Source organism: Micromonospora lacuserhaii, assembly GCF_036902735.1.
Lineage (GTDB): Bacteria > Actinomycetota > Actinomycetes > Mycobacteriales > Micromonosporaceae > Micromonospora.
Genome location: NZ_JBAKHO010000051.1, coordinates 1 through 18,216, shown reverse-complemented (window position 1 = coordinate 18,216; position 18,216 = coordinate 1). Strand labels below are relative to the sequence as shown.

Below are 18,216 nucleotides of genomic sequence, written 5' to 3'. Positions count from 1 at the left end.
CAATTCACGACCGCATCCGAAAGTCCGAAAACGATCTGTCCACTATGATGGAAGATGGCCCGTCCCCGGTGGGCGTCGGCGTGCCGGTCGGCGGTGGCGTCACCGTTCACCGCTCCGACTCGGTCGGTGACGTTGCGTAGCATACTCACTTTCCGTGGCCGGGTGGGTGCGGCTCGTCGCGGCGGCGAAACCGCTCGAAGGTGTCGGTCCCGGTCGCTAGGGTCGCCCGGTGACCACTGTTCAACCCCTCATCCGGGCCCGCGGGCTGGTGAAGCGGTTCGGCGACTTCACCGCCGTCGACGGCATCGATGTGGAAGTGCGCCCGGGCGAGGCGTTCGGCTTCCTCGGTCCCAACGGCGCCGGCAAGTCCTCCACCATGCGGATGATCGGCTGCATCTCCCCGCCCAGCGACGGTGAGCTGCGCATCCTCGGCATGGACCCGGTCCGCGACGGCACCGCCATCCGGGCCCGGCTCGGCGTCTGCCCCCAGCTCGACAATCTCGACCCCGAGCTGACCGTCCGAGAGAACCTGCTCACCTACGCCCGCTACTTCGGCGTGCCCCGCCGGGTCGCCCGGGAGCGCGCCGCGGAGCTGCTCGACTTCGTGCAGCTCACCGAGCGGGCCGACAGCAAGGTGGAGCCGCTCTCCGGCGGCATGAAGCGCCGGCTCACCATGGCCCGCGCCCTGGTCAACGATCCCGAGCTGGTACTGCTCGACGAGCCGACCACCGGGCTCGACCCGCAGGCCCGGCACTTGGTCTGGGAGCGGCTGTTCCGGCTCAAGCAGCAGGGCGTCACGCTGGTGCTGACCACCCACTACATGGATGAGGCGGAGCAGCTCTGTGACCGCCTGGTGGTGATGGACGGTGGGCGGATCGTCGCCGAGGGCTCGCCCCGCGCGCTGATCAGCGAGCACTCCACCCGCGAGGTGGTGGAGCTGCGCTTCCCGGCCGAGTCGCAGGAGGCGTTCGCCGGCAAGCTCGACGGGCTGGGGGAGCGGGTCGAGGTGCTGCCCGACCGGATCCTGCTCTACGTCCCCGACGGCGACGCGGCGGTCGCCCAGGTCGAGGCCCGCGGCCTGACCCCGGCGGCGGTGCTGGTCCGGCGCAGCAGCCTGGAGGACGTCTTCCTGCACCTGACCGGCCGCACCCTGGTCGATTGATCAACGGGCTCGCGCCCAGGTGACGAAGCGTTCGGCCAGCCGTTGCGGTGCGACGTCGCCGTGCTGGGCGAGGTCGTTCATGGCCTCGCCCAGCATCGTGCCGAGATAGATCAGCAGGGCCGTCCGGTCCTCGCGGTACTCCCCGAGCAGCGCCAGCCGGGCCGGGGAGCAGGGCCACGCGGCGCCGCACACCCGGCAGCGCCAGGACGGGCGCGCCGCGACGTGCGGACGGTAGCGGGGCATCAGCGCACGCCCTCCTCGCCGCGGCGCGGCGTCGGCACCCAGTGGCCACCGTTGGCCCGCCATTCCTGGGCGCGGGTCAGCCGCCCGGGGCGTCCGGGGCCGTCGACCGGCAGGGCCTTGGTCGGAGCGCTCGCCCATGCTGGGCGCTCGTTGGACGTACGCCCAGGGAGCAGGGTGAGCGGTGCCGGGCGCCGACAGCGCCAGAATCTGATTCGCACGGGGTGGTCCTCCGTCATGGGTGGGATGGGGACGCCCGGCACCTCGTGGTGCCGGAGCGCCCCCGGCCTGGTTCCGCCCACCGTCCGATCCCGGGAGCGGTTCCGCTGCGTGACAGTCTGCTGAGGACCCGACTACGGTGGGAGGTCCCGCGCGCCGACGACCAGCGCGTATGCCCAGTGACCCCGAGCGGTACGAGGATGTACGGAGGCTGTCCGTGGAAGGCTCGTCCATGCTGGACCACTTCGCGGAGGAGCTGCGGCTGGCCCGGGCCACCGGCGGCATGTCCCAGGCGACGTTGGCCGAGGCGCTGAGCTATTCGGGCGCATTGGTGGCCAAGGTCGAGACCTGCGAGCGCCGGCCGAGCCTCGACTTCGCGCGCCGCTGCGACACCGTGTTCGCCACCGACGGGCGGTTCGAGCGGATCCAGCGGCGGATCAGCCGGGAGACGGTGGTGCCATGGTTCCGCGACTGGACCGGGATCGAGGCGGAGGCGACGGCGCTGCGCTGGTTCGAGCCGCTCTACGTGCCGGGCCTGCTGCAGACCGAGGGGTATGCCCGGGCCATCCTGGTCGGCGCCGGGCTGTTCGGCCTAGACGAGATTGAGCAGCAGGTGACCGCGCGGCTCGATCGCCAAGCCGTGCTCACTCGTGACCGGCCGCCGCTGCTCACCACCGTCATCGACGAGTACGTGCTGCGCCGTCGGATCGGCCGGCCCGAGGTGATGCGCGAGCAGTTGCGACACCTGGTGAAGCTGGGCGCGGCCCTGCCCCGGGTTCGAATCCAGGTCGTGCCGCTCTCCGCCGGTGCGTACCCTGGCCTCGACGGCCCCTTCGTGATCGCCAGCTCGCTCGCCGGGGAGGACGTCGCCTACCTGGAGGGGCAGCGCCACGGGCAGGTGATCGACCGCGCCGATTACGTGCGGCAGATGGTCGAGGTGTGGGAGTCAATCCGGGGTGAGGCACTATCGCAGCAGCAGTCCCTCGACCTGATGACGGAAGTGGCGGAGACATGGACCTGACCGGCGCCCGGTGGCGCAAGAGCACCCGCAGCAACGGCAGCGGTGGCGCCTGTGTGGAGGTGGCCGACAACCTCCCCGGCGTGGTGGCCGTCCGCGATTCCAAGGACCCGTGCGGGCCAGTGCTGGCGTTCGGTCCGGACGCCTGGCGTGCGTTCGTGACACGGGTGGCCGGCCGCCCGTAGCGGCGAAGATTCGCCGCCGAGCGACCGTAACGGCCCTCGCGGACGACGGGGCACGCCGACCGTCGAAGGGTCAGCTACCTCCGCGCCCGCGACCTTGCCCCAGCGGCGGTGCTGGTGCGGCGCAGCAGCCTGGAGGACGTCTTCCTGCACCTGCCCGGCCGCACCCTGGTCGACTGACCCGCGGGCGCACCGATGAGATCCCGGTCGCCGCGTCGTCCACCTGTGGAAAGGACCGAGCGAAGGGAGACGACCATGGTGGACGGCGGCAGCGGGCTGGTGCGCTGGCACGTGACCATGTCGGTGGACGGTTTCATCACCGGCCCCGGCGACGGGATGGACTGGTTCTTCGGGCAGGGGCACCGGGTGAGCGGGGCGGCCGACGCGGTCGTCGCCTCCACCGGGGCGATCCTCGCCGGCCGACGCAGCTGGGACGTGGGCCGGGCGATGGGCCAGCGGCCGTACGGCGGGGCGTGGAACGGTCCGCTCCTGGTGCTCACCCACCGCCCTGAGGAAATCGACGGGCCCGACGTCCAGGGCGTGTCGGGGGACGTCGGTGCGGCGGTGGCGCGGGCCCGGGCGGCGGCCGGCGGGCGCGACGTGGTGGTCTTCGGGGCGCGGACCGCCCGGCAGTGCCTGGACCGGGGGCTGCTCGACGACATCCTGATCCACGTCGCGCCGGTCCTGCTCGGCGAGGGTGTCCGCCTCTTCGACCGCCCCGGCGGTGGACCGGTGCGGCTGCGCCAGCTCGGTCGCGACGACCCGACCCTGCTGCCCGACCTGCACTACGCGGTGCCGCGCTGAGCGGGGTGGCGGCGCGGGGAATTCGAAGGAGGCGGCCGGCGCGACGCCGTAGGGTGGCCGGCGGCCTGTCGTACCCGGACGGTAGGAAGGCCGTGCTGCACGGCGAGCGAGAAGGAGGTCAGCGGTGAGCGTGACGCAGCGGTCCCGGCCGGCGCTGCCCCGGGTGCCGGCGCTGGCGGTGCTGGCCCACCACCTGACGGGCTACCGACGCACCTGGCGGGCCGGGGTGTTCTCGTCCTTCCTGCTGCCGACGCTGACCGTGCTCGGCTTCGGCCTCGGCGTCGGCGCCTACGTCGACCAGGGCGTCGACGGGGTGCCTTACCTCGACTGGATCGTGCCCGGGCTGCTCGCCTCGACCGCGTTGCAGGTGGCCGTCGGCGAGGCGACCTGGCCGGTGTTCAGCAACTTCCAGTGGATCAAGACCTACTTCGCGCAGGGGGCCGCGCCGTTGCGGGTCGGCGACATCCTCGCCGGCCACCTGGCCTTCGTGCTGTTCCGGGTGCTCACCACCAGCGCGGCGTTCCTGCTGGTGACAGCCCTGTTCGGGGCGCTGCGGTCGGGCTGGGCGCTGGCCACCCTGCCGGTGGTGGCGCTGCTCTGCCTGGCCGTCGCCGCGTCGACCTTCGCGTACGCCGCGGCGGTGCCGAGCGACAGCTGGCTGGCCATGCTGTTCCGCTTCGCGGTGATCCCGATGAGCCTCTTCTCCGGCATCTTCTTCCCGGTCGAGTCGCTGCCCGGGGCGCTGCGCTGGCTGGCGTACGCGACGCCCCTCTGGCACGCCGTCGACCTGTGCCGGGCGGCCACCCTGGGCACCGCGCCGCAGTGGTCGGTCCTCGGCCACCTGGCCTACCTCGCCGCCTGGGCGGCGGCCGGCTGGCTGCTCGCCGTCCGGGTCTTCCGCCGCCGGCTCGTGGTCTAGGAGGGGCTCGTGGTCACTCTGGTCCTGTCCCGGCTGCTCGACGTCTCGGGCACCTCCCGCCGCTCCGCCTCGGTGGTCGGGCGCAACGTGGCGGCGCTCAAGCCGGTCTACTGGCTGCTGCTGCTCTCCGGCTTCGTCGAGCCGGTGCTCTACCTCTTCTCGATCGGCGTCGGGGTGGGCAAGCTGATCGACGGGTTCACCCTGCCCGACGGCCGGCCGGTGGCGTACGCGGCGTTCGTCGCGCCGGCCATGCTGGCCTCCTCGGCGATGTTCGGCGCGCTGGCCGAGACCACCTTCAACTTCTTCGGCAAGCTGAAGTACCTCAAGCTCTACGACGGCATCATCGCCACGCCGGTGCGGCCGATCGAGATCGCGCTGGGCGAGCTGGGCTGGGCGATGGTGCGCGGCTCGGCGTACTCGGCGGCCTTCCTGGTGGTGATGGTGGCGATGGGTCTCACCACCGTGGGGCGGGCGTTCCTCGCGTTCCCGGCGGCCGTGCTGGTCGGGTTCACCTTCGGCGCGGTCGGCATGGCGCTGTCCACCCTGATGCGCAGCTGGCAGGACTTCGACCTGATGGCCTCCGGGCAGTTCGCCCTCTTCCTCTTCTCCGGCACCTTCGTCCCCGCCGAGTCCTATCCGGCGCTGCTGCACTGGGTGGTGGAGGTGAGCCCGCTCTACCGCTCGGTGCACCTGCTGCGCGGCATCTGCGTGGGCGGGGCCGGCTGGTGGTGGCTGCTCGACGTGGCCTACCTGCTGGTGCTCACCGCGCTCGGGCTCGCCGCCGCGTCCCGCCGGATGAACCGGCTGCTCTACCAGTAGCGGGTTAAGGGTTGGCTCGGTCGGGGCATGACGAGGGGGACACATCCGAACCATGAGGAGTAGCGATGGCCTCCGACGAGACATCCGCGGGCACGGGGCGGAACCGCGACGGCGCCGGCACGGCGACCGGTGCCCGGCACGATCGGGACGCGTCCGCCACCCGCTCCGACCGGGACCGGTTCGGCGGTCGGCACGACGCGGGCGCCGGTAGCCGGCCGGTCGGCCCGGGCGAGGGGCCGGACAGCCCGGCCAAGCTCCCCGGCACCAGTTGGCAGGCGGCGCTGAAGCGGACCGTCAAGGAGTTCCAGGACGACAGCCTGACCGACTGGGCCGCCGCGCTGACCTACTACGGCGTCCTGTCGATCTTCCCCGGTCTGCTGGTGCTGATCTCCATCCTCGGCCTGCTCGGCAAGCGGGCGACCGAGGGCGTCAAGGACACCGTCGGCCAGGCGGTCCCGGACGACAACATCCAGAAGATCATCGAGGGCGCGATCGATCAGGCCAGGCAGTCCGGCGGATTGGCCAGCCTCGCCGCGATCGTCGGTGTGCTCGCCGCCTTCTGGTCGGCGTCCGGCTACATCGCCGCGTTCATGCGCGCCTCGAACACCATCTACGACGTCCCCGAGGGGCGGCCGATCTGGAAGACCCTGCCGATCCGGCTCGGGGTCACCGCGGTGATCGGCGTGATGCTGCTGGCCTGCGCGGTGATCGTGGTCTTCACCGGCGGCTTCGCCGAGCAGGTGGGCAGCGCGATCGGGTTGGGCTCGACCGCGGTGACGGTCTGGAACATCGCCAAGTGGCCGGTGCTGCTGCTCCTGGTCAGCCTGATGTTCGCGATCCTCTACTGGGCCTCGCCCAACGCCCGGCACGGCGGTTTTCGCTGGGTCAGCCCGGGTGGCGTGCTGGCGGTGGTGATCTGGTTGGTGATCTCCGGCCTGTTCGCCTTCTACGTCAGCAACTTCGGGTCGTACAACAAGACGTACGGCGCGCTGGCCGGCGTGATCATCTTCCTGGTCTGGCTCTGGCTGAGCAACGTCGCGATCCTGCTGGGCGCCGAGTTCGACGCGGAGCTGGAGCGCAGCCGGGCCATCTCGGCCGGCCACAACCCGGATGAGGAGCCGTACGTGGAGCTGCGCGACGACCGCAAGCTCAAGAAGAAGCGCAACGCCCGCGGTCGCTGACCGCCCGGCCCTGTTCGCCTCGTCCGCCCCGTCGCGTACCGCGCGGCGGGGCGGAGTCGTGTCCGGGCCGCGCCGTCCATCCAGGAGCGGCCAGGGGTCGCGCGACCAGCCAGCTTTCCTTGATCAACTACTTGCTTTTGTTTGATCGGACAAAAGTTGGTGACAGATCGACCGAAGCTATGGACACGCGGCGCGGAAGTCTCCTACTGTGTCGGACACAACACATCGACGTCACGGCGATGTGAACCCCGATGCGGAGGTGAGTCCCGTGCGGACGGCAGACCCCCTGCACCTGCGGCTGCTGCGGCTGCTGCGCGATGAGGGCCCCGCGTCCCGGGCGGAGCTGGGCGACCGGTTGCAGATGCCGCGCCCGCGACTCCTGGCCGAGCTCGACCGGCTGGTCGCCCTCGGCATGGTCGCCGAGGCGGGGCTCGCGGCCTCCCGGGGCGGGCGCCGCTCCACCCTGGTCGAGCTGGACCCCCGGCTCCGCTTCGCCGCCGTCGACCTGGGCGCCAGCTCGATCGACGTCGAGGTGGTCAACGGCCGGTTGGAGCCGATCGCCGCGTACGCGGAGGCCGCCGACATCCGCTCCGGGCCCAAGGCCATCCTGCACCGGGTCAACGACCTGCTGCACAAGGCCAAGGTCGACGGGGCGTACGAGAAGCTGGACGCGGTGGGCATCGGGGTGCCCGGGCCGGTGAGCTTCCGCGACGGCGTGCCGGTCTCGCCACCGATCATGCCCGGCTGGGACCGGTTCCCGGTGCGCGAGCTGCTGACCCGGGAACACGGCTGCCCGGCGGTGGTCGACAACGACGTGAACATCATGGCCATCGGGGAGCGGCACGGCGGAGTGGCCCACTCGGTCGACGACTTCCTCTTCATCAAGATCGGCACCGGAATAGGGTGCGGGATCTACCTCAGCGGCGAGGTCTACCGGGGCACCGACGGCTGCGCCGGGGACATCGGCCACATCCAGGTCGACGCGCACGGTCCGATGTGTTCCTGCGGCAACGCCGGCTGCCTGGAGGCGGTGTTCAGCGGCGCCGCACTGGCCCGCGAGGCGACCGCCGCCGCCCGCGCCGGCACCGCCCCGGCGCTGGCCGAGCGGCTCGCCGCCCGCGGCGTGCTCACCGCCCGCGACGTCGCGGAGGGGGCGGTCGAGGGGGACGTCACCTGCATCCAGCTGATCCGCGACGGGGGCCGGCGGGTCGGGCAGGTGCTGGCCGGGCTGGTCAGCTTCACCAACCCGTCGATGATCGTGATCGGTGGCGGCCTGGCCCACCTGGGCCACATCCTGCTCGCCGAGATCCGCAGCGTGGTCTACCGCCGCTCGCTGCCGCTGGCCACCGGCAACCTGCCGGTCGTCCTCTCCGAGCTGGGCCCCCGGGCCGGCGTGGCCGGGGCCGCGGTGCTGGCCAGCGACATCGCCTTCGGGGAGGCGTCATGACCGCGCCGACGCCCGCCGACCCGGGCGCCGCGACGACCGAGCCCGCCGGCCGGCCGCCGACCGAGTCCGGCCCGGACGCCGGGACCGACGGGTTCGTCGCCGGCCGGCCGCTGGTCACGCCGCCCGCCGACGCCGTCGCCGGCGAGGTGGTCCTGCGCCTCACCGACGTGGTCAAGACCTTCCCCGGTGTACGGGCGCTCGACGGGGTGCAGTTGGAGGTGCGGGCCGGCGAGGTGCACTGCCTGCTCGGGCAGAACGGCGCCGGCAAGTCCACCCTGATCAAGGTGCTCGCCGGGGTGCACCGGCCGGACTCCGGCCGGGTGGAGTGGCGGGGCGAGCCGGCCGCGTTCGCCAACCCGCAGGCCGCGATGCGCGCCGGCATCGCCACCATCTACCAGGAACTCGACCTGGTCGAGGACCTCTCCGTCGCGGAGAACGCCTTCCTCGGCCACGAGCCCCGCCGGGCCGGCTTCGTCCGGCGCGGGCTGATGGCCCGCCGTACCCGGGAGATCCTGTCCCGGCTCGGCCACGGGGAGATCCCGCCGGGCCGGATGGTCCGGGCCCTGCCCGCGGCCGGCAAGCAGGTGGTCAGCATGGCCCGGGCGCTCTCCCACGAGGCCCGACTGATCATCATGGACGAACCCAGCGCGGTGCTGGCCCACGACGAGGTGGGCAACCTCTTCCGGATCATCCGGGAGCTCACCGCACAGGGCATCGCGGTCATCTACATCTCGCACCGGATGGAGGAGATCCGCGAGATCGGCGACCGGGTGACCGTACTCAAGGACGGCCGGACCACCGCGGCGAACCTGCCGGCCCGCGACACCCCGACCCGGGACCTGGTCGCGAAGATGACCGGCCGGGCCATGGAGTACGTCTTCCCGGACCGCCCGGACGACACCGCCGGCGGCGACGAGCTGCTCCGGGTCGAGGGGCTGAGCCGCAGCGGCGAGTTCGCCGACGTGTCGCTCGACGTCCGGGCCGGTGAGATCGTCGGTATCGCCGGGCTGGTCGGCTCCGGTCGCTCCGAGCTGCTGGAGACCATCTTCGGCGCCCGTCACCCGGACAGCGGCACCGTCCGGATGGCCGGCCGGGCGCTGCGACCCGGCAGTGTCGGCGCGGCGGTACGGGCCGGCATGGGCATGGCCCCCGAGGAGCGCAAGAGCCAGGCGCTGCTGCTCGGCGAGCCCATCCACCGCAACGTCACGCTGGCCACCTTCAGCCGGTACGCCCGCCTCGGGTTCACCGACGCCGGGCGGGAGCGGGTGGCGGCGGAGCGGATCGCCGAGCGCCTCCAGCTGCGGCCGAGCGACGTGCGCCGGCCGGTCCGCACCCTCTCCGGCGGGAACCAGCAGAAGGTGGTGGTCGGGCGCTGGCTGCTCGGCGACACCCGGCTGCTGCTGCTCGACGAGCCGACCCGGGGCGTCGACGTGGGGGCCAGGGCGGAGCTCTACCGGGTGATCCGGGAGCTGGCCGCGCAGGGTGTCGGGGTGCTGCTGGTCTCCAGCGAGGTGCCCGAGGTGCTCGGCCTGGCCGACCGGGTGCTGGTCATGCGCGAGGGCCGGATGGTGCGCGAGGCGCCGGCCGGCGAACTGGACGAGAACACCGTGCTCGACCTCGTCATGGCGGGGTCCCTGATGGAAGGCGCGCCGGCATGAACCAGCGCAGCGAGCCCAGTGAGGTGGAGTCATGAGCGAGGCGACCGGGACCGCGACACCGGACCGGCCGCCGGGCCTGCCGGCGCAGTCCCCACCGGTCGACCCGGCGGAGACGGCGGCGGCCACCGCGAAGAGCGCCCCGCGGCGGCTCTCCTGGTGGCACGGCGACGGTGGCGAGGGCGCGAAACGCAACCTCGGCCTGATCGGGGTGCTGGTGGTGCTGGTCGTGATCGGCGCCGCGACCCGGTGGGACCTCTACTCCAACCCGGACTGGGTGTGGAACAACACCCTGACCATCCTCAAGCTGGCCTCGGTGGTGGGTGTGGTCACCGTCGGGATGACCTTCGTGATCATCGGCGGCGGCATCGACCTGTCGGTCGGCGCGATCGTCGCGCTGGCCGGGGTCTGGTGCACCACGGTCGCCACCCAGAGCTACGGCGCGGGCGGCATGATCTTCACCGCGCTCACCGTGGGCGTGGCGGTCGGGCTGGTCAACGGCCTGCTCGTCTCGTACGGGCGGCTGGTGCCGTTCATCGCGACGCTGGCCATGATGGTGGCCGCCCGCGGTCTGGCCGCCGAGATCTCCGACAAGCAGACGCAGGTCTCGGACAACACCTTCATCAACGGCATCGCCAGCACCGAGCTGCTCGGCATCCCGCTGCTGGTCTACATCCTGGCCGCCGTGGTGGCCGCCGGCTGGGTGCTGCTCAACCGGACCACCTTCGGCCGGCGTACGGTCGCCGTCGGCGGCAACCCGGAGGCGGCCCGGCTCGCCGGCATCGACGTCCGCCGGCACACCCTGCTGCTCTACGCGCTCTCCGGGCTCTGCTGCGGGATCGCCGCGATCATGCTGACCGCGCAGGCCAACTCCGCCCAGGCGGCCATGGCCAACCTCTACGAGCTGGACGCGATCGCCGCGGCGATCATCGGCGGGACGTTGCTCAGCGGCGGCCGGGGCACCATCGTCGGCTCCCTGCTCGGGGTGCTGATCTTCTCCACCATCACCAACCTCTTCGCCATCAACGGCCTCTCCACCGAGGCCCAGAACATGGTCAAGGGCGGCATCATCGTCGGCGCCGTCCTGGTCCAGCAGGTGCAGTTGCGCAGCCTCACCCAGTTCCTCGGCCGCAACCGGGCCACCACCTCCTGACCGCGCGCGGCGTCCCGGGTGGACGCCGCCCTCCCTCCGATTACCGCTCCTCGGCGGCCACCCCTGAAACGGTGGCCGGGTACCGCGCACCCTTTTCCACCCCACCACCGTCACTTCAGGAGGTCGTCATGACCCAGTTCCGTGACCTGTCCCGCCGCCGGCTGCTCCTCGGCGGGGCCGCCGTCGGCGCCGGTGTGCTCCTCACCGGCTGCACCAGCAACGAGACCGAGCCGACCGCCGCGCAGACCAAGGCCGCGGCGGCCGGCGGCAACAACGAGCCGGGCAAGAAGGTCGTCCTCGGCTTCTCCGCCCCGGCCGCCGACCACGGCTGGATCGCCGCCATCACCAACAACGCCAAGGCGCAGGCCCAGGCGTACTCCGACGTGGAGTTCAAGTCGGTCGAGGCCGGCGCGGACGCGGCGGCCCAGCGGGCGGCGCTGTCCACCCTGATCGCGCAGAAGCCCGACGTGATCGTGCTGCTGCCGCACGACGGCAAGGAGCTCAACGCCTTCGGCCTGGAGGCGATGAAGGCCGGCATCCCGGTGGTCAACCTGGACCGGGCCTTCCCCGACGCGCGGGCCTACCGGTTGCAGATCAAGGGCGACAACTACGGCATGGGGGTGGCCGCGGCCACCTACATCGTGGCGCAGCTCAAGGCCAAGGGCGTCAGCAACCCGGTGATCGGGGAGATCCCCGGCATCGACTCGCTGGAGCTGACCCAGGAACGCTCCAAGGGCTTCGCCGACACCCTCGCGGCGAACGGGATGCGGGTGGCCAACCGGCGGCCGGCGGAGTTCACCGCCGACTCCGGCCAGCAGGCCGCGACCGGACTGTTCCAGGCGCTGCCGAAGCTCGACGCGCTCTGGAACCACGATGACGACCAGGGCATCGGTGTCCTCGCCGCGGTGAACCAGGCCAACCGCAAGGAGTTCTTCATGGTCGGCGGGGCCGGCTCAAAGAAGGCGATGGAGGACATCCAGGCCGACAACACGGTGCTCAAGGCAACCGTCACCTACAGCCCGTCGATGGCCTCCTCGGCCATCTCCCTGGCCCGCCTGATCGGCCAGGGCAAGGGCATGTCCGACCTGGTGGAACTCCAGGTGCCCAAGGAGATCGTGCTCGCCTCGGAGACGATCACCAAGGAGAACGCGAGCAACTACCTCAAGCTCGGGTTCTGACACACGGGGGGAGACCCACCTTGTCCACTCACCACAGCGAACTGCGGGTCGGCATGGTCGGCTACGCGTTCATGGGCGCCGCGCATTCGCAGGCATGGCGGACCGTGAACCGGGTGTACGACCTGCCGGCGCGGGCCCGGATGGCGATGATCTGCGGCCGGGACGCGCAGAAGGTGGCCGACGCGGCCGACCGGCTCGGCTGGGACGCGTACACCACCGACTGGCGGGCCCTGGTCGCCTCCGACGAGATCGACGTGGTCGACATCTGCACGCCGGGGGACAGCCACGCCGAGATCGCGCTCGCCGCGCTGGCCGCCGGCAAGCACGTGCTCTGCGAGAAGCCGCTGGCCAACACGGTTTCCGAGGCGCGGGCGATGACCGCCGCCGCGGCCACCGCCCGGGCCGCCGGGGTCCGGTCGATGTGCGGGTTCAACTACCGCCGGGTGCCCGCGGTCGCCCTGATGCGGCAGCTCGTCGCCGAGGGGCGGCTCGGGGTGATCCGGCACGTCCGGGCGGCGTACCTGCAGGACTGGATCGTGGATCCGCAGTTCCCGCTGGTCTGGCGGTTGCAGAGGGACAAGGCGGGGTCCGGGGCGCTCGGCGACATCGGGGCGCACATCATCGACCTGACCCAGTACGTCACCGGCCAGCGGATCACCGGGGTCAGTGCGGTCACCGAGACCTTCGTGAAGGAACGGCCGTTGCCGGCCGGTGCGAGCGGCCTCGCCGCCCAGGCCGACGGCAACGGCACGGGGACCGGCCCGGTCACCGTGGACGACGCCGCCGTCTTCGTCGCCCGGCTGGAGGACGGGCCGCTGGCCACGTACGAGGCGAGCCGGTTCGCCACCGGCCGCAAGAACGCCCTGCGGGTGGAGATCAACGGTTCGCTCGGCACCGTGGTCTTCGACCTGGAACGCCTCAACGAACTGGAGTTCTACGACGCCACCCGGCCCGCCGCCGAGCAGGGCTTCACCCGGATCCTGGTGACCGAGGCGGAGCACCCGTACATGTCGGCGTGGTGGCCGCCGGGCCACATCATCGGCTACGAGCACTCCTTCACCCACCAGATGCGCGACTTCGTCGAGGCGGTCGCCACCGGTGCCGACCCGACGCCGTCCTTCGCCGACGCGTTGCAGGTCCAGCTGGTGCTGGACGCGGTGACCCGGTCGGCGGAGCTGGGCTCCCGGTGGACCGAGGTGGAGCCGGCCCTGGCCGCGCTCGCCGTCTGACAGGCCACCTCCCGCCGTCGACCGGCGAGGGACCGGCCGCGGTTGCGCCCCGCGGCCGGGACGGGGTCGGTGTCGGGAGGGCGTGCGGCCGGGCCGTCACGACCCGGTGGCGCACGCGTACGACGGTCGTCCGGTGCGGCCGGACCGGGATTCCCCGGTCGCGCCGGAGGACCGTGACCAGCCGAGGTGGCCGGGGTGGGTGACCGGTCACCGACCGAACCGCCGATCGGGGGCCGTCGCCGCCGGTCGGATGCGGGGGAGGCAGGGCCGAGACGCCGACCGACCCTGCCTGCCAGCCCCGTCCGTCCACTGTGGTCGGCAGGTCGGTCCGGCGTCGGCGCCGCCGACGCCGGCGCCGGGTCCGGCGTCAACCCGGGCACCGGGGCGGACGGGGCCAACCCCATCGGAAGGAGCACCATGCGTACGGGTGTCTGGCTGGTGGGAGCGCGCGGCTCGGTCGCGACCACCGGCATCGTCGGAGCGCTCGCCCTGCGGGCCGGGCTGACCGGTCCGACCGGCTGCGTCACCGAGCTGCCCGCGCTGCGCGGTCCCGCGCTGCCGGCCTTCGCCGACCTCGTCCTCGGCGGCCACGACGTGGCCGCCACCCCGCTCACCAAGCGGGCCGAGACGCTGGCCGACGCGGGGGTGCTGCCCGCCCGGCTGGCCGTCGCGCTCGCCGCCGACCTCGCCGCCGTCGAGGAGGACCTGCGTCCCGCCCCCACCGGCGGCAGCCAGGCCGACCGGGCCGCCACCGTCAGCGCCGACCTCACCGCCTTTCGGGCCCGGCACCGGCTGGACCGGGTGGTGGTGGTCAACGTCTCCGCCACCGAACCGGCCGCCCGCCCGCACCCCGGGCACGCCGACCCGGCGGCCCTGGCCGCCGCGCTCGCCGGCCCGGACGAGGTGCTGCCGCCCAGCTCGCTCTACGCGTACGCGGCGCTCGAGGCGGGCTGCCCGTACGTCGACTTCACCCCGTCCACCGGGCTGCGGCTGCCCGCGCTGGCGGCGCTCGCCCTCGCGCGCGGCCTGCCGTACGCCGGGCACGACGGCAAGACCGGGGAGACCCTGGTCAAGTCGGTGCTCGCCCCGATGTTCGCGATGCGGCACCTGGCCGTGCGCTCCTGGTCCGGGGTGAACCTGCTCGGCGGCGGCGACGGCGCCACCCTCGCCGACCCGGCCGCCAACGCGGCGAAGGTGAGCAGCAAGCAGCGGGTGCTCGGCGAGACGCTCGGCTACCTGCCGCAGGGCGGCACCCGGATCGAGTACGTCGAGGAACTGGGCGACTTCAAGACCGCCTGGGATCTGATCACCTTCGCCGGCTTCCTCGGCACCGGGATGCGGATGGAGTTCACCTGGCACGGCTGCGACTCCGCGCTGGCCGCGCCGCTCGTGCTGGACCTGGCCCGGCTCACCGCCGCCGCACACGCCGCCGGCGCGGTGGGTCCCCTGACCGACCTGGCGTTCTTCTTCAAGGACCCGCTCGGCGCGCCCACCCACTCGCTCGGCGAGCAGTGGCAGCGGCTGGTCGACTTCACCACCCGGCTGCACGCGGGGGTGGCGCCGTGAGCACTCTCGCCGACCTGGCCGAGCTGGTCCGGGCGCCGGCCGCGCTCTCCGTACCGGGGGACGTGGTCGCCGGGGCCGCCGCGGCCCGGGCGCTCGGCCCGCGTACCGCCGGCCTGGCCGGCGCCTCGGTGCTGCTCTACTGGGCCGGGATGGCCGCCAACGACTGGGCCGACCGCCGGCTCGACGCGGTCGAACGGCCGGAGCGGCCGATCCCCAGTGGTCGGGTCACCCCGGCCGCCGCGGTCGGCCTCGCCGCCGGGCTCACCGCCGCCGGCCTGGGCCTGGCCGCCGCCGCGGGCGGTCGCCGCGCCACCGCCGTCGCGCTGCCGCTCGCCGCCACCATCTGGGGGTACGACCTGGTCGCGAAGAACACCGCCGCCGGGCCGGCCGTGATGGCCGCCTGCCGGGGGCTGGACGTGCTGCTCGGCGCCAGCGGCGGCCGGCCGGCCCGGGCGGTGCCCGCCGCGCTCACCGTCGCCGCGCACACCTGGACGGTCACCGCGCTCTCCCGCCGCGAGGTCACCGGGGCCGATGCCGCGCTGCCCCGGCGTACCCTCGCCGGCACCGCCCTGGTCGCGCTCGCCGCCGCCGCGTCCCGCCCGGCCGCCGTGCTGCCGGTCGCGCTCGCCGGCGCGTACGTCGCCCGGTACGGCGGCGCGCAGGCCCGGGTGGTCGCCGACCCCTCCGCCGGCCGGGTCCGGGCGGCCGTCGGGGCGGGGATCACCGGCCTGCCCGCGTTGCAGGGCGCGCTCACCGCGCGGGCCGGCGCCGGGCTGCTCGGCCTGGCCGTCGCCGCCGCCGCGCCGCTGGGTCGCCGGCTGGCCCGGAAGGTCTCGCCGACATGACCGCCCCGCTCCGCTTCGGCTACGGCACCAACGGCTTCGCCAACCACCGGCTGGACGACGCCCTCGCCGTCATCGCCGGGCTGGGCTACCGGGGCGTCGCGCTCACCCTCGACCACGACCACCTCGACCCGTACGCGCCCGGGCTGGCCCGAAGGGTGGCCGAGGTCGCCCGCCGGCTCGACTCCCTCGGGCTCGCCGTGGTGGTCGAGACCGGCGCCCGCTACCTGCTCGACCCCTGGCACAAGCACGTGCCCACGCTGCTGCACGACGACCCGTCCCGGCGGATCGACTTCCTGACCCGGGCCGTCCGGATCGGCGCGGACCTCGGCGCGGAGGCGGTCAGCTACTGGGCCGGCGTACGCCCCGACGGCGTCGCGCCCACGACCGCCTGGGACCGGCTGGTCGCCGGCTGCGCGACGGTGGCCGACGCCGCTGACCGGGCCGGCGTGCCGCTCGGCTTCGAGCCGGAGCCGGGGATGCTGGTCGAGGACATCGCCGGCTGGTGGCGGCTGCGCCGCGCCCTCGGTGAGCCGGCCCGCTTCGGCATCACCCTCGACATCGGACACTGCCGCTGCCTGGAGCCCCGGCCGGTGCCGGACTGCGTCCACGAGGTGGCCGCGCACCTGGTCAACGTGCAGATCGACGACATGCGCCGGGGCGTGCACGAGCACCTGGAGTTCGGCACCGGCGAGATCGACTTCCCGCCGGTACTGCGCGCCCTCGCGGACGCCGGATACCGGGGACTGGTCGCGGTGGAGCTGCCCCGGCACTCGCACGCGGCGCCCACCGTCGCCGCCCGGTCGCTGGACTTCCTGCGCGCCGCCGCGCAGTCCGCCCGCACCGACCGGACGACCGGGGTGGCCTGACCATCAGCCGACCAGCACCAGGGGAGGAGAGACGGATGACACCGGATCGACTGCGGGCCGCGCTGGAGGGCGTACCCGATCCCGACTGGCTGGACACGGCGCTGCGCCGGGTCGCGGTCGAGCCCTCGACGATCGCCCTGTGCTTCCCGGCCGCCGGCCGGCGCTGCGGCCGGGGCGCGCTGCCCGGCGCGCCGGGCTGGACCGCCGACGAGGCGGCCCGGGCGCTGCTGCTCGCCGCGCTCCCCGCCGACCACGCGACCCACGCCGAGGCGCTCTACCGGCACGGTGACGCCGCCGAACGGCGGGCGGTGCTCAAGGCGCTGCCGCTGCTGCCGATCGGCGCGGCCGGTTTGCCGCTGCTGCACGACGCGATCCGCACCAACGACACCCGGCTCGTCGCCGCGGCGCTCGGCCCGTACGCCCGGCACCTGGACGACGCCGCATGGCGGCAGGCGGTGCTCAAGTGCGTCTTCGTCGGCGTTCCGCTGGTCGCCGTGGCCGACCTGGACACCCGCGCCGACGGCGAGCTGGCGGCGATGCTCGCCGCGCTCGCCGCGGAACGGCACGCCGCCGGCCGGCAACTGCCCGCCGACGCCACCGACCTGCTCGACCGGCTCACCGTCAGGGAGGCGTGAATGCGCATCTTCGACCCGCACATCCACATGACGTCGCGGACCACCGACGACTACGAGCGGATGGCCGCCGCCGGTGTCCGCGCGGTCGTCGAACCCGCGTTCTGGCTCGGCCAGCCACGCACCAGCGCCGCCTCCTTCGCCGACTACTTCGACTCGCTGATCGGCTGGGAGCCGTTCCGGGCCGGGCAGTTCGGCGTCCGGCACCACGCCACGGTGGCGCTGAACCCGAAGGAGGCCAACGATCCGCGCTGCCGCCCGGTGCTCGACCTGCTGCCCCGCTACCTCGACAAGGACGCGGTGGTGGCGGTCGGCGAGATCGGCTACGACTCGATGACCCCCGAGGAGGACGCGGCCTTCGCCGCCCAGCTCGCCCTGGCCGTCGCGCACGACCTGCCGGCGCTGGTGCACACCCCGCACCGGGACAAGGCGCGCGGCGTCGAGCGCAGCCTCGCCGTGGTCGCCGAGTCAGGCATCGAGCCCGGGCGGGTGGTGCTCGACCACCTCAACGAGGTCACCGTGAAGCTGGTCCGCGACACCGGCTGCTGGCTGGGCTTCTCCATCTACCCGGACACCAAGATGTCGCCGCCGCGGATGGTGGAGCTGCTCAAGGCGTACGGGACCGAACGGATGCTGGTCAACTCCGCCGCCGACTGGGGGCGGTCCGACCCGCTGCTCACCCGGGCCACCGGGGAGGCGATGCTGCTGGCCGGCTTCACCGACGACGACGTCGACCGGGTGCTCTGGCGCAACCCGGTGGAGTTCTACGGCCAGTCCGGCAAGCTCGACCCGACCGACCTGGACCCGCAGGTCGGCACGTTCGAGGGCAACTCGATCCTGCGCGGCGGCAGCTGATGCGCCTCACCCACGCCGACGGCAGCACCGTCCACCTCGGATACTGCACCAACGTGCACCCCGCCGAAGACCTCACCGGCGTCCTCGCCCAACTGGACACCCACGCCGTACCGGTCCGGGAGGCGTTGGGCGTGGGCCGGCTCGGGCTCGGGCTGTGGCTGGCCGCGCCGGCCGCCGCCGCGCTCGCCGCCGACCCTGAACTTCGTGACGGTGGACATCATCGACCTCCTTGTCGGTTGTCCTGCC

The 18,216-nt window shown here is 73.4% G+C and carries 18 protein-coding genes and 1 pseudogene; 18 read left to right on the top strand and 1 reads right to left on the bottom strand.

Annotation, left to right across the window (positions count from 1 at the left end; genetic code table 11):
• Window positions 1-229 precede the first annotated feature (229 nt).
• Window positions 230-1,162, top strand: coding sequence for an ABC transporter ATP-binding protein (locus V6U81_RS24070; RefSeq protein WP_334492363.1), 933 nt, complete (start codon window positions 230-232; stop codon window positions 1,160-1,162).
• Here V6U81_RS24070 and V6U81_RS24065 read toward each other — a convergent pair whose 3' ends face one another.
• Window positions 1,163-1,405 (bottom strand): flavin reductase, encoded by a 243-nt coding sequence (locus V6U81_RS24065; protein ID WP_334492362.1) that lies wholly within the window; start codon window positions 1,403-1,405, stop codon window positions 1,163-1,165.
• A gap of 433 nt (window positions 1,406-1,838) precedes the next feature.
• On the opposite strand from V6U81_RS24065, the gene V6U81_RS24060 reads away from it, so the two are divergent.
• The 17 genes and pseudogenes from V6U81_RS24060 to V6U81_RS23975 form a co-directional block, all read left to right on the top strand.
• Window positions 1,839-2,642, top strand: coding sequence for a helix-turn-helix domain-containing protein (locus V6U81_RS24060; RefSeq protein ID WP_334492361.1), 804 nt, complete (start codon window positions 1,839-1,841; stop codon window positions 2,640-2,642).
• Window positions 2,633-2,824: a DUF397 domain-containing protein gene (locus V6U81_RS24055; RefSeq protein ID WP_334492359.1), complete on the top strand. Its 192-nt coding sequence runs from the start codon at window positions 2,633-2,635 to the stop codon at window positions 2,822-2,824. Before V6U81_RS24060 ends, V6U81_RS24055 begins: the two co-directional genes overlap by 10 nt.
• Before the next feature lie 252 nt (window positions 2,825-3,076).
• Complete coding sequence (locus V6U81_RS24045; RefSeq protein WP_334492357.1) at window positions 3,077-3,625, top strand: dihydrofolate reductase family protein; 549 nt, start codon at window positions 3,077-3,079, stop codon at window positions 3,623-3,625.
• 124 nt (window positions 3,626-3,749) lie between these two features.
• Window positions 3,750-4,544 (top strand): ABC transporter permease, encoded by a 795-nt coding sequence (locus tag V6U81_RS24040; protein WP_334492356.1) that lies wholly within the window; start codon window positions 3,750-3,752, stop codon window positions 4,542-4,544.
• Between the two features lie 9 nt (window positions 4,545-4,553).
• Window positions 4,554-5,363 (top strand): ABC transporter permease, encoded by an 810-nt coding sequence (locus V6U81_RS24035; protein ID WP_334492354.1) that lies wholly within the window; start codon window positions 4,554-4,556, stop codon window positions 5,361-5,363.
• A gap of 65 nt (window positions 5,364-5,428) precedes the next feature.
• Window positions 5,429-6,544: a YihY/virulence factor BrkB family protein gene (locus V6U81_RS24030; protein ID WP_334492352.1), complete on the top strand. Its 1,116-nt coding sequence runs from the start codon at window positions 5,429-5,431 to the stop codon at window positions 6,542-6,544.
• 268 nt (window positions 6,545-6,812) lie between these two features.
• Entirely contained in the window at window positions 6,813-7,991 is a 1,179-nt protein-coding gene (locus V6U81_RS24025; protein WP_334492350.1) for an ROK family transcriptional regulator, read from the top strand.
• Window positions 7,992-8,137: 146 nt separating this feature from the next.
• Window positions 8,138-9,649: a sugar ABC transporter ATP-binding protein gene (locus tag V6U81_RS24020; RefSeq protein WP_334492384.1), complete on the top strand. Its 1,512-nt coding sequence runs from the start codon at window positions 8,138-8,140 to the stop codon at window positions 9,647-9,649.
• Window positions 9,650-9,680: 31 nt separating this feature from the next.
• Window positions 9,681-10,799: an ABC transporter permease gene (locus V6U81_RS24015; RefSeq protein ID WP_334492349.1), complete on the top strand. Its 1,119-nt coding sequence runs from the start codon at window positions 9,681-9,683 to the stop codon at window positions 10,797-10,799.
• Window positions 10,800-10,927: 128 nt separating this feature from the next.
• Window positions 10,928-11,977 carry a substrate-binding domain-containing protein gene (locus V6U81_RS24010; protein WP_334492348.1) on the top strand — a complete coding sequence of 350 codons (1,050 nt, stop codon included), beginning with the start codon at window positions 10,928-10,930 and terminating at the stop codon, window positions 11,975-11,977.
• 20 nt (window positions 11,978-11,997) lie between these two features.
• The gene (locus V6U81_RS24005) at window positions 11,998-13,206 is read left to right on the top strand and encodes a Gfo/Idh/MocA family protein (RefSeq protein WP_334492346.1); all 1,209 of its coding nucleotides are present in this window, start codon (window positions 11,998-12,000) and stop codon (window positions 13,204-13,206) included.
• Window positions 13,207-13,623: 417 nt separating this feature from the next.
• Window positions 13,624-14,772 (top strand): inositol-3-phosphate synthase, encoded by a 1,149-nt coding sequence (locus V6U81_RS24000; RefSeq protein ID WP_334492344.1) that lies wholly within the window; start codon window positions 13,624-13,626, stop codon window positions 14,770-14,772.
• Window positions 14,769-15,617, top strand: coding sequence for an SCO3242 family prenyltransferase (locus V6U81_RS23995; protein WP_334492342.1), 849 nt, complete (start codon window positions 14,769-14,771; stop codon window positions 15,615-15,617). Before V6U81_RS24000 ends, V6U81_RS23995 begins: the two co-directional genes overlap by 4 nt.
• Window positions 15,614-16,483 (top strand): sugar phosphate isomerase/epimerase family protein, encoded by an 870-nt coding sequence (locus V6U81_RS23990; RefSeq protein ID WP_334492340.1) that lies wholly within the window; start codon window positions 15,614-15,616, stop codon window positions 16,481-16,483. Before V6U81_RS23995 ends, V6U81_RS23990 begins: the two co-directional genes overlap by 4 nt.
• Window positions 16,484-16,518: 35 nt before the next feature.
• Window positions 16,519-17,118, top strand: a complete 600-nt coding sequence (locus tag V6U81_RS23985) for an EboA domain-containing protein (protein WP_334492339.1) — start codon at window positions 16,519-16,521, stop codon at window positions 17,116-17,118.
• Window positions 17,119-17,970 carry a TatD family hydrolase gene (locus V6U81_RS23980; RefSeq protein WP_334492337.1) on the top strand — a complete coding sequence of 284 codons (852 nt, stop codon included), beginning with the start codon at window positions 17,119-17,121 and terminating at the stop codon, window positions 17,968-17,970.
• Window positions 17,970-18,216: pseudogene (locus V6U81_RS23975) on the top strand (hypothetical protein); the annotation flags it as partial. The gene V6U81_RS23980 and the pseudogene V6U81_RS23975, both read left to right, overlap by 1 nt.